Here is an 11,637-nt window from a genome sequence, read left to right as displayed (position 1 = left end):
TTTTTGAACTACGTTACTAAATTAAAACCAAGATCGGTTAATGTCATATTTAAATCTTGAGTGCTGTTTAATAATTTGATCCGGTAAAATGGGAATTCACGGCGTACCGGATACTCACCTCTTTGCTTTTCAAATGTATCAGTAGATTTACGAAAAGTATCATCATCCTTTGAGATTTCATATGTTGAAAGAATAACTTCCTTAATAATCTCTTGATTTGTTTTTCCTTGGCAATCAATTGTTAATTCATTAGGATTACTGGGAAGAGGCATTGAAGAAGGATACCATTCTTTACTAATACCTAAATTAAAGAAAGAGCTAATTTCTCTTACACAAGTTGCGGTTCCGTTTGCTTTGCCATCCGCTGAATATCCTGCGATATGAGGTGTAGCTATATCCACCAAGTTCAATAAATCTAGATCAATATTGGGCTCATGTTCCCAAACATCAATAACAGAATTGACGATAATTTTATTTTTGATCGCACTCTTTAATGCAGATGAGTCTACTACTTCACCACGTGATGTATTGAATAATATTTTTTTTTCATTCAATTTGCCAAAGAATAAATCATCAGCAATATGATATGTCTTATCCAAACCCTCTTTGATTAACGGAGTGTGGAATGTGATGATGTTGCTTTGAATAATAAGTTCATCAAGCGAAACAAATTTTCCGTTTCCTTCCTCTCTTTCTCTCGGCGGGTCATTTAAAAAAACATTCATTCCTAATGCTTTAGATAACCGCGCAACTTTACTTCCTACGTTGCCGACACCAACAATACCGATTGTCATTTCATGAAGATTATACTTTTCTTTTTCGGTGAGCGTTAACAAAGCAGAAGCTATATATTGCATAACCGATGATGAATTACAACCCGGAGCGTTAATCCATCTTATATTTTTCGAGCCGCAATATGCCGTGTCAATATGATCGTAACCAATTGTTGCTGTTCCGATAAACTTAACATCGGTTCCATCCAATAATTTAGAATCGCATATTGTTCTAGTTCTGATTAATAATGCGTCCGCATCTTTAATGTTTTCATTTGTAATTTCTTTAGGAGGCAAATAAATAACATTTGCATAAGGTTCTAAAACACCTTTCAGAAATGGAATCTTATTATCGGCAACAATTTTAATTTTCTTATTCCTATAAAATAAAGAGTAAACAAAGATCGTAATCTTTGTGTCAAGCTACTTTATTCATCTATTTTTATTCGTAACGTTTAACAATAACGGCAGAAGCTTCACCGCCGCCGATACAAAGTGATGCTAATCCGTATTTCGAATTTCTTCGTTTCATCTCGTACAGAAGAGTTGTCATTATTCTTGCACCGCTTGCGCCAATTGGATGACCAAGAGCAATGGCACCGCCATTTACATTTACATTTTCTGTAGTTAATCCCAATAATTTACTGACCGCTAATGATACTACGGCGAAAGCCTCGTTAATTTCGAATAAGTCAATATCGGTCAATTTCAACTTTGCTTTACTTAGCACTTTATTAATTGCATCAGCCGGTGCAGTTGTAAATTGTATAGGAGCTTTTGCCGCAGAGCTTTGTGCAATAATTTCTACTAATGGTTTATAACCCAATTCTTTTGATTTCTCTTCGCTCATAATTAAAACCGCCGCAGCGCCATCATTAAGTTTGGATGAATTCGCCGCAGTAACAACTCCGTTTTTATCGAATGCGGGGCGCAGAGTAGAGATCTTTTCAAAATTAACTTTTCCCGGTTCTTCATCATTGGAGACAACTACTTCTCCGCCTTTCGATTTTATTTTCACACCAACAATTTCATCAACAAAGCGACCTTCCTTTTGTGCACTAATAGCTCTTTGGTATGAAAGAACTGCAAATTCATCCAATTGTTCTCTTGTAAAATTGAAATCCTTTGCACAAGATTCGGCACAGTTGCCCATGTGAATATTATTATAAACATCTGTAAGACCATCAACCAAAATTGAATCTAAAATTGTAGAGTTGCCTAAACGATAACCGTTACGTGCATTCTGCAATAAGTAGGGAGCGTTAGACATGCTTTCCATTCCGCCGGCGATAATTATATCTGCATCACCACACATTATTGACTGATGTGCAAGCATAATTGCTTTCAAACCGCTGCCGCACATTTTATTTATAGTTAAGCATTCCACCTTTTCCGGAAGACTTGCATAGAGCGCTGCTTGACGTGCCGGAGCTTGTCCTAAACCTGCGGTAATTACATTTCCCATAATTACTTCATTGATTATTTCCGGTGCGATTTTCGATTCATCCAAAAGTGATTTTATTACTATGCTGCCAAGTTGGGGGGCGGAAAGAGAACTTAAAGCGCCATTAAACGCTCCAACCGGAGTTCTTTTTGCATGTGTTATCACTACTTTTTTCATTTATAATCCTTGAAATATTGAAATTCTGTTTTATTGATTGATATGAACTACTGTAAATTAATTATTTATTCAGAATAAGTGATAAAAAATATTCTCCTCATATAATTCTTTATGAAACAGATGATGAAAACAAATCCCGTTTAAGGATTTTGGTATTGAAATATGTTGGTAAGGAAGGGTCTTTGATCTTCGATTGGCATGTGTATTTTTCTATATGGATGTTACCTTATAGATATTTTTAACTTTTACTTGAACAAGGGAATTTTAAATTCGACAGTAGTCCCAACATTTTTTTTGCTGTCTATTTCCAGATCACCAAACATCAATTCTATATATTTTTTAGTGAGCGCTAATCCTAATCCGGTTCCTTCGAACGGGCGTGAATATCCTACATCTTCTTGACTAAACATTTCGAATAAATGTTTTTGATAATTTTCAGACATACCTAATCCTTCGTCGGAGATCGAGCAGAATCCATTTTGATTATCATATCTAACCGTAATCTTGATTGTCCCTTTATTACTGAACTTAATTGCATTATGTAAAAGATTAAATACAACTCCATGCAGACAGTATTCATCTCCTTTAACAATAATTTCAGGATCCGGGAATTCCATTACAACATTTAATTTTTTCTTATCGGCCATAATTTTCAAATTTTGGCAGCTTAATTTAACAGCCATATTAAGAGATATAGGTTTAAGATCAATCTTAAAATTCCCCGATTCAATACTTGAGATATCAAATATCTCGGTCATAGTCGTAAGAAGTCTCAAACATTCTTCATCGATCGTATCAAAAATTGTTCTGGTTTCCACAGTAGCCGACTTATAGTATGTTTCATTAATAATATTGCAGCTGCCGAGAATAACATTTAGAGGCGTCCTAAATTCGTGAGACATTCTTGCGAGAAAACTATTTTTTAATCTATTTGCTTCTTCCGCTTTATCTTTTGCAAGCAAAATTTGTTCTTCGGCTTTTTTTCGTTTCTTTTCATTATAAATATTTTCGATGCAGTAAGAGACATCCATTGCCATTTCTTCCAGCAAGCGCATTTCTTCTTCGTCAAAGAAATATTTCTGTTCACTAAATAAATAAATAACACCATACACTTTTTCAAACACTATAAGCGGTATTGTACAAAAAGATTGGTAGCCATTCTTAAGCGCAAGTGCGCTCCAAAGTTTCATTCTTACATCGGTTTCAATATTATTACAGACACAGTATTCTTTTGTTTCCACGGCAATATTTGTTGGACAGTCTCTATATTTTTTATCTTTCAAATTAATATTCATATTTTTTACATAATCGCCGGTAAATCCATTGTGTGCGACGTTTATAATATTTTTAGATTCTTCATCGATCAATCCTATCATGGCCATTATAAACTTTCCATCATCAACTGCAATTCTGCAAACTTCATCAAATAATGATTTCTGATCCGATGTATGTACAATGGTTGTGTTAATGTTGCTCGTTACTTCATAGATTCGATTTAGTTTTAAAAGTCTCTCTTCAGTCTGCTTCCTTTCTGTAATATCAACATACATTCCATAAATGCCGATTAGTGTATCGTTAATTTCTATAGGGACGCCTAATACTTGCACCGGGACAAAACTTCCGTCTTTTCTTTTTCTAATTGTTTCTTTATTAGCGCCTATCTTCTGCAGCGTATTGAAGGAGAGAGTTTTAGCTTCTTCAACTTTTGAATCGGGAATTATAAAATCATTAATGTAGTGACCGTGAATTTCATCAAGTGAGTATTGAAAAATCGTTTCAAATGTTTTATTGATTTGCAATACCCTGTCATTTTGATCCAGCATAACTATTCCAACAGGAGCATTTTCAAAAAGAGTACGGTAGCGTTTTTCGTTCTCTGCAAGCTCAATTTTATTCCCGTTTTTAAACAGATTCGCTTCAATTAGCTTCATCTCGGACTGAAGTGTTTTGAGCTCTTTAATAAGTTCAAGTTTGCTTTTTGTTTCGTCTTCAAATAATTTTTCATTGCTCATGACATTCTCGCGTAAAAATTGTTACAGAATATAAAATTGAGAAATAGAATACCAGTAAGATATAATAAACGAAGTCATTAAATACGATTTCAAATTAACGGAAGTGTGAATATAAATTTGCTTCCTTTACCAACTTCGCTTGTAACCCTTATCTTTCCTCCGTTCCTTTCAACAAATTCTTTACACAAAATTAATCCCAATCCGGTGCCAAGTTCGTTTTCAGTACCACTAGTTGATTGCGTACAATCCAGCTTGAAAAGGTTGTCGATAGTCGCTGGGTTCATTCCAATCCCGTTATCAGTGACCGTGATTTCTACGAAATTCTCTTCTACCCCGGCATTTACTTTAATGGTTCCTCCTTTGTGGCTGAATTTTATCGCATTAGTCAAAAGATTCCGCATAATTGAATTCATCATATCCACATCTGCCAGTATAAATAAATCATCTGGAACTTCCTGTAAAAGCTTGATTTGTTTTTTTTCCGCGGTCTTTATTAATAGAAGGAAATTTTCATTAATTATTTTTATTAACTCAAGCTTTTGCGGATTTAGTTCAATCCTGCCTGTTTGCGCGCGCGACCAATGAAGTAAATTTTGGAGAAGATGATAGGAAATTTCGGCTGATTTTTTCATCTCATGGATGTAAAATTTTCTCTCATCGTCCGAAAGCTCATCATAATCTGATTGGAGTAAATCTGAAAAGCCAAGAATTGTTATAAAAGGATTTTTAAGATCGTGCGCAATGATCGAGAAAAATTTATCTTTGGTTTGATTCAGTTGTTTAAGCTCATCTGTATATTTTTTTATCGCATAAGAATTTCTTTTCCGTTCAATTACCTGTGCAATCTGTTCTGAAACAAAAATTAACAACTGCATCTCTTCTTCACCGTAAGCTTTTTCATTTTCATAATCTTGTACTGTTATAACACCAATGGATTTGCCTCCGATCTTTAAAGGTACTCCCAACCATATAGCAGCTGGCGATCCGCTCAATCCAACTTCTCCCTTCTTTCTCAATTCCAAATCTTTCTGTTGATTTAGAAGAGCGGCTTGACCCGTCCGCAAAACATATTCCGTTAAACCTGTACCAAATTTTCTAGTTGGTCTTGGCGGATCAAATTCATCAATGGAATAAGGAAACTCAATCATACCGGTTTTTTCATCGTAGAGAGCAATATAAAAATTCTTGCTCGACATTAACGTTCCAACCACTGCGTGAATTTTTTTATATAATGAATACATGTCCGAAGCGCTGTAGGCGGCTTCAGATATTTCAAAAAGCACTTCTTGAATTTTTTCTGATTTTTTCCGTTCAGAAATATCTCTAACAACAGCTTGAATTAAATTTTCACCACGGATTATAACCGCATTCAAAGAGACTTCGGCATCAAAAAGAGTATTATCTTTCGTTTTATGCTGCCAATAAAACCGTTGAGGAAATCCATTTAATGCTGCTTCTATCTTTTCACTTGCGGAATAAAAAGAATTCTTACCATCCGGCTGAATATCCGGTGAAAAACTTGCGGGAGAATGACCAATAATATCTTCTTTTTTGCATTTAAATAATTTACAAACAGCATTGTTGCAATCTCGGAAAACATCTGTCATCAAAAACATTCCATCGGCAGAGCTTTCGAATATTGTACGGTAAGTTTGTTCGTTTTCTTTCAATGCTTTTTCAATTCGTTTGCTTTGAGTAAGATATCTCTTCATAACACCCATTGAACCAAGCCATACGAATATAAGTGTAATTAATGATATAATAATAAATACCAGGGCCCACTGATACCTAATGCGGTTATTATCAATTGAAGTTTCAGTTCTTTCCCTAAGATTATTGATAACTTTTTCAAGCCCCTCATGATAGATATTTTTTTCTCTATTATATTCCTCACTAGATAATATACCAGCCGCTTTCGAAAGAGAACCCTCACTCACCATTTTAAATGATTCATTTTCCATTTCTACTAATCTAACATTTGCGCTATCTGTACGTCCGGCTCCTTCCGTTATAAATGCATTTGGAGCTAATGATTTCAACACTTTAATCGCTGAGTCTAACTGTGGTTCAAATTCTCTATAACGTTTTTCCCATTTTAAATCACCAGAGGCTGCAGCTAAACGGGCAGACATAGTTAATACTTCGTCTAGATAAAAAATCTTTCCGGTAAGATTATTCAAATTTTGATCTACATTGACAAATTTTTGAAAATCTATATTTGAACTCCAAATAAAATATCCAAAAACAAAAATTATTAAAGAGGTAATGGTTAAGGAAATATATAGAATTTTCTTAGGGGAAATATTTGATGATTCTAATAATGGCGATATTTTTTTCACATGACTCTCTAAAACTAATAAAGCAGAAGATCATCCGTTTTAATTACCATTAAACTTATTGTTTTTTTAAACAAAAAACATTTTAGTAATTCTTAATGAATTTATTTTCCAAAAACCTAACTAGTTTAACGAAATGAATCCTTTAAGTCATTTAGTCCATTTTTAAATTTATAACGAATTCTTAACTCTTCCTCATAAGAACTAAATAAAGAATAAATGAAACGGCAAAACCAACAAACCAAGAATAATCATATAAAAATCTTAGTGAAGGAACCAATAGACCGATTAGAGCTACAAAAATTCCCGCCAGCAGACTATAGATTGCCTTAAGATTAAACCCGTTCGAAAATTCGTATTCTCCATTTCTTTTATATAAATCGAGAACATTTAATTTTTTTTTCTTAATGAGAAAATAGTCGCAAATCAAAATACCTGCAATCGGTCCCAAGAATCCAGAATACCCAACCAGCCAGCCGAATATGTATGCACTATAGTCCGATAATAATTTCCACGGCATTATGACAATACCAAGTATAGCCGTCATCATTCCGCCGCGAATAAAAGTTATTTTTTTAGGATAAAGATTTGCAAAATCATTCGCCGGTGAAACAACATTAGCGGCGATATTCGTTGTTAATGTCGCAACCATTAAAGCCAATAAAGATATTACTACAATTATAGGATTGTGAAATTTTGTTAAGAGTTGAACCGGATCCCAAATGGCTTCACCGAAGATAACAACTGTTGCCGAAGTTACAGCAACACCGATAAATGAATATAATGCCATAGTCGGCGGCAGACCAATCGCTTGACCGAGTATCTGTGCTTTCTGACTTTTTGCATAACGGGAAAAATCCGGTATGTTTAGTGAAAGTGTAGCCCAATATCCAACCATACCTGTTAACGAAGGAATGAAGAATCTCCAGAACTCTCCTGCAGTTTGAAATTTGCTAGGCTGATTCAATATTGGTCCCCAACCGCCTGCTTGAATGTAAGCCCAAATTAGAAGTGCAATTCCTACAACAAGTAGAAACGGAGCACCGAGAGCTTCCAGCCAGCGGATTGATTCCATTCCATTGATAATAAAATAAACATTCATTGCCCAGAAAATCATAAAGCCTATTGCAGGCCCATATGAAAAAACTGCCCATTGAGGTAAAATTATAATTATGAGTGAATTAAATGCCTGCCCTCCAATCCATGTTTGAATTCCGAACCAGCCGCACGCAACAACCGCACGCAGTAATGCCGGAATATTTGAACCGAGAGTTCCGAATGCTGCTCTTGCAAGAACAGGAAATGGAATTCCATATTTCGTTCCGGCATGTGCATTAAGAACCATTGGTACAAGAACAATAATATTTCCGAGAGTAATTGTCATTAATGCCTGCCACCAATTCATACCTCCAGCAATAAGTCCGCTGGCAAGCATATAGGTTGTAATGCAAACACTCATGCCGATCCAAAGCGATGCGATATTATATGTGCCCCAAGTACGTTGATTTATTTTTGTCGGAGCGAGATCTTTATTGAAGAGTCTTGTATCATGAAGTTCGGAAAGATCAGTTTCAACCAGACTACCGGAAGAAATATTATCCATTGATTCCCTTTCATTAATAAATGAATAAGAAATAATTATTGAGAATTATTTTAATATGTCAAGTATGGTTACTTCCAGGCGCTGCCGTAAGTGTCTCTCTTTAGATAGTTTCCTCTGCCGGCTTTACCCAAAAAATTATTATTTTCTACAATCATTTCGCCTCTCGAAATTACAGTTTCTGCATCACCTTTAACTTTTCTTCCTTCGAACATTGAATAATCTACAGCCATGTGATGTGTCTTTGCTGAAATGATATGTTCTTTTTCCGGGTCCCATATAACAATATCGGCATCAGAACCGGGTGCAATTGTTCCCTTACGCGGAAACAATCCAAACATTTTTGCCGGGGCAGTTGATGTGAGTTCTACCCAACGATTAAGAGTAATTTTGTTTTTGTTGACACCGCCGTCAAACATTAATTGCATCCGGTGTTCAATTCCTGGTCCGCCGTTTGGAATTTTCGTAAAATCATTTTTACCAAGCTCTTTCTGTTCATGAAAACAGAACGGGCAGTGATCTGTTGATACAATTTGAAGTGTATTCTTTTTAAGTCCAGCCCAAAGTTTTTCTTGATTCCATTTCTCTCTGAGCGGAGGAGTAAAAACAAGTTTTGCATCTTCAAATCCGGGTTTGTTCATATCATCAAGAGAAAGGAAAAGATATTGCGGGCAAGTTTCCGCAAAAGTCGGAAGTCCTCTATCACGTGCTTCGGCAACTTTTTCTAGTGCATCATTACATGAAAGATGTACAATGTAAACCGGCGCTCCTGCCATTTGAGAAAGAGCAATAGCTCTATTCACTGCTTCACCTTCTGCAGACGTAGGACGTGAAAGCGCATGATAGATCGGTGCCGTCTTTCCTTCAGCTAAAGTTTTTTGAACTATCAAATCAATTACACCGCCGTTCTCGGCATGCATACAAACTAAAGCTCCGGTATTTGCGGTATGCTTCATTGCCCGGAAGATTGTTGCATCGTCAACTAAAAGAACATTTGGATATGCCATGAATAATTTAAAACTAGTTACTCCTTCCCGCACCATATCACTCATATCGCCAAGATCAGCTTCCGGTAAATCCGTTATGATCATATGAAAACCGTAATCGATTGTAGCTTTACCTTCAGCTTTTTTCCACCATGTATCTAATGCCGTACGCATTTTCGTTCCTTTTGCCTGAGTAGCAAAATCGATAAGACAAGTTGTACCACCAAATGCTGCGGCGCGAGTTCCAGTTTCAAAATTATCACAAGAGGTTGTTCCGCCAAACGGCATATCAAGGTGCGTATGAACATCTATTCCGCCGGGAATTACATACTTCCCGTTGGCGTCAATAGTTTTATCTGCGTCGCTCTTTAAAGATAGACCAATTGTTGAAATTTTTTCTTTCTCGATAAATATATCGGCAGTATAATCTTGTTCGGCAGTAATGATGCGACCGTTTTTAATTAGTAATGACATGATTTACTCCTTGCTTTTAGCTATCAGCAATCAGCTTTCAGAAAAACTAGTAGCTGCTGGCTGAGAGCTGAATACTTTATGATTTTTCTTTTAACTTTTTGATTAGACCACTCAACATTTTTTTCACTTCAATAATTTCAGAGATTATCTGATCATAATCTTTTTTCGATACATATTTCAATTCATTTGAAAGCAGTAAGAGATATTCCAACTCACAGGCAGAACCAAAGCCAATTTGTAAAAATCTTTTAAAATCTGCATCTGAATATCTTCCACATCCTTCCGAAATATTGGTTGGAATCGAAACACTTGCTCGTCTAATCTGACTTGTTAAGCCATAAATTTCATCTTTCGGGAATAAAGCTGTTATATCATAAATTGATAAAGCAACTTTGTGGGATAATTCCCAAACTTTTAAATTTCTAAAATCTTTCATAGACACCCCATTATTGTATTTAGTAATCTCTCACCATTTAGAAATTAAACTGAAAGCAGATCGCTGACAGCTAAACGGTTTAGTGAATTTCTATTCCATGCTTATGTTGAAACTCTGCAAGGTTTTCCCACGTCAATGGTTTTCCGCTTTTCTTAAACTCTTCCGTAAGTTCGTTCCATGTCTTTGATGCAGAGCCGTCATCTATTCTTGTCATAGAAATACATCCTTCAACCGGACAAACAAGAGAACAAAGCGCACAACCGACACAATCATTTTCTCTTACTACAGTTTGATTGTATCCGTTTACCTGAGTAAGATCGATACATTGATGGGCAGCATCCTCGCAAGCGATGTAACATAAATTGCAATGGATACATTTTGATTGATCAATTCTAGCGATCGTTTTATTCAACAAATCAAAATTTCCAAAATCATTTATACGGGGAAGAGATTTACCTCTAACTTGATCAAGCGAACTAAATCCTTTCGATTCCATCCAGTTGGTCATGCCTTCAATCATATCTTCTACTATTCTGAATCCATGATGCATTACAGCGGTACAAACCTGAACACTCGACGCACCGAGAAGAATAAATTCCAAAGCGTCTCTCCAATTGCCGATACCGCCAATTCCTGAAAGAGGAAGATTGACTTCGGGATCGATAGCAACTTGAGAAAGTAGATGCAGCGCGATTGGTTTAACTGCGGGCCCCGCAAATCCGCCGTGTCCGCCTTTACCGCCGACATTCGGCTGCAGCTCAAACGTATCAAGATTAATTCCGATGATACTATTAATTGTATTGATGAGAGAAATTGCATTTGCACCGGCAGCTTTTGCCGCTCTTGCGGGTAATTGAATATTGCTGATGTTCGGTGTGAGTTTTACAATAACAGGAATTGTTGATACTTCTGTAACCCATTCTGTTATCATCTGGCAATATTCCGGAACTTGTCCCACAGCCGCACCCATTCCTCTTTCGCTCATTCCGTGCGGACAACCGTAATTCAATTCGATCCCATCACAACCGGTATCTATTGTTCTTTTTACTATCTCATGCCAGGTTTCTCTTTTCGATTCCACCATTAATGAAACAATCACAGCACGTTCCGGCCAAAGTTTTTTTGTCTCGGCTATTTCTTTCAGATTAATTTCAATCGGTCTGTCGCTAATCAATTCAATGTTGTTCAATCCAAAAATTTTTTGTCCGTTATAATCGAGTCCACCGTAACGGTTGAAAACATTCATTACCGGTTCTCCGATAGTTTTCCAGACCGTTCCACCCCAGCCTTGTTCAAATGCTTTGCAATTTTGGTAAGCAGAATTCGAAGGCGGCGCTGAAGCAAGCCAGAAAGGATTTGGAGATTTTATTCCGCCGCAATTTATTGATAGATCAACCAT

The 11,637-nt window shown here is 36.2% G+C and carries 8 protein-coding genes; all 8 read right to left on the bottom strand.

Annotated elements, in window-relative coordinates:
- Positions 1-8: 8 nt before the first annotated feature.
- On the bottom strand, positions 9-1,136 hold the full coding sequence (pdxB, locus tag NTX65_13445) for a 4-phosphoerythronate dehydrogenase PdxB (protein ID MCX6170346.1): 1,128 nt from the start codon (positions 1,134-1,136) through the stop codon (positions 9-11).
- 79 nt (positions 1,137-1,215) lie between these two features.
- Positions 1,216-2,394 carry a thiolase family protein gene (locus NTX65_13440; protein ID MCX6170345.1) on the bottom strand — a complete coding sequence of 393 codons (1,179 nt, stop codon included), beginning with the start codon at positions 2,392-2,394 and terminating at the stop codon, positions 1,216-1,218.
- Between the two features lie 245 nt (positions 2,395-2,639).
- Positions 2,640-4,406, bottom strand: coding sequence for a PAS domain S-box protein (locus NTX65_13435; GenBank protein MCX6170344.1), 1,767 nt, complete (start codon positions 4,404-4,406; stop codon positions 2,640-2,642).
- A gap of 89 nt (positions 4,407-4,495) precedes the next feature.
- On the bottom strand, positions 4,496-6,745 hold the full coding sequence (locus tag NTX65_13430) for a PAS domain-containing sensor histidine kinase (protein MCX6170343.1): 2,250 nt from the start codon (positions 6,743-6,745) through the stop codon (positions 4,496-4,498).
- A gap of 181 nt (positions 6,746-6,926) precedes the next feature.
- The gene (locus NTX65_13425) at positions 6,927-8,345 is read right to left on the bottom strand and encodes an NCS1 family nucleobase:cation symporter-1 (GenBank protein MCX6170342.1); all 1,419 of its coding nucleotides are present in this window, start codon (positions 8,343-8,345) and stop codon (positions 6,927-6,929) included.
- Between the two features lie 68 nt (positions 8,346-8,413).
- Positions 8,414-9,802: a dihydropyrimidinase gene (hydA, locus tag NTX65_13420; GenBank protein MCX6170341.1), complete on the bottom strand. Its 1,389-nt coding sequence runs from the start codon at positions 9,800-9,802 to the stop codon at positions 8,414-8,416.
- A 76-nt stretch (positions 9,803-9,878) separates the two neighbouring features.
- Positions 9,879-10,238 (bottom strand): four helix bundle protein, encoded by a 360-nt coding sequence (locus NTX65_13415; GenBank protein MCX6170340.1) that lies wholly within the window; start codon positions 10,236-10,238, stop codon positions 9,879-9,881.
- 79 nt (positions 10,239-10,317) lie between these two features.
- Positions 10,318-11,637: an NAD-dependent dihydropyrimidine dehydrogenase subunit PreA gene (preA, locus tag NTX65_13410; protein MCX6170339.1), complete on the bottom strand. Its 1,320-nt coding sequence runs from the start codon at positions 11,635-11,637 to the stop codon at positions 10,318-10,320.

It is taken from the genome of Ignavibacteriales bacterium (assembly GCA_026390795.1).
GTDB lineage: Bacteria > Bacteroidota > Ignavibacteria > Ignavibacteriales > Melioribacteraceae > Fen-1258.
The sequence above is the reverse complement of the archived record's forward strand: the minus strand, read 5'-3'. Positions and strand labels throughout refer to the sequence as shown.

Coding starts and splice junctions, on each gene's coding strand:
- NTX65_13440 (MCX6170345.1), bottom strand. CDS start 2,394: ATGAAAAAAGTAGTGATAACACATGCAAAAAGAACTCCGGTTGGAGCG.
- NTX65_13435 (MCX6170344.1), bottom strand. CDS start 4,406: ATGAGCAATGAAAAATTATTTGAAGACGAAACAAAAAGCAAACTTGAA.
- NTX65_13425 (MCX6170342.1), bottom strand. CDS start 8,345: ATGGATAATATTTCTTCCGGTAGTCTGGTTGAAACTGATCTTTCCGAA.
- hydA (MCX6170341.1), bottom strand. CDS start 9,802: ATGTCATTACTAATTAAAAACGGTCGCATCATTACTGCCGAACAAGAT.
- NTX65_13415 (MCX6170340.1), bottom strand. CDS start 10,238: ATGAAAGATTTTAGAAATTTAAAAGTTTGGGAATTATCCCACAAAGTT.
- preA (MCX6170339.1), bottom strand. CDS start 11,637: ATGGTTGATCTATCAATAAATTGCGGCGGAATAAAATCTCCAAATCCT.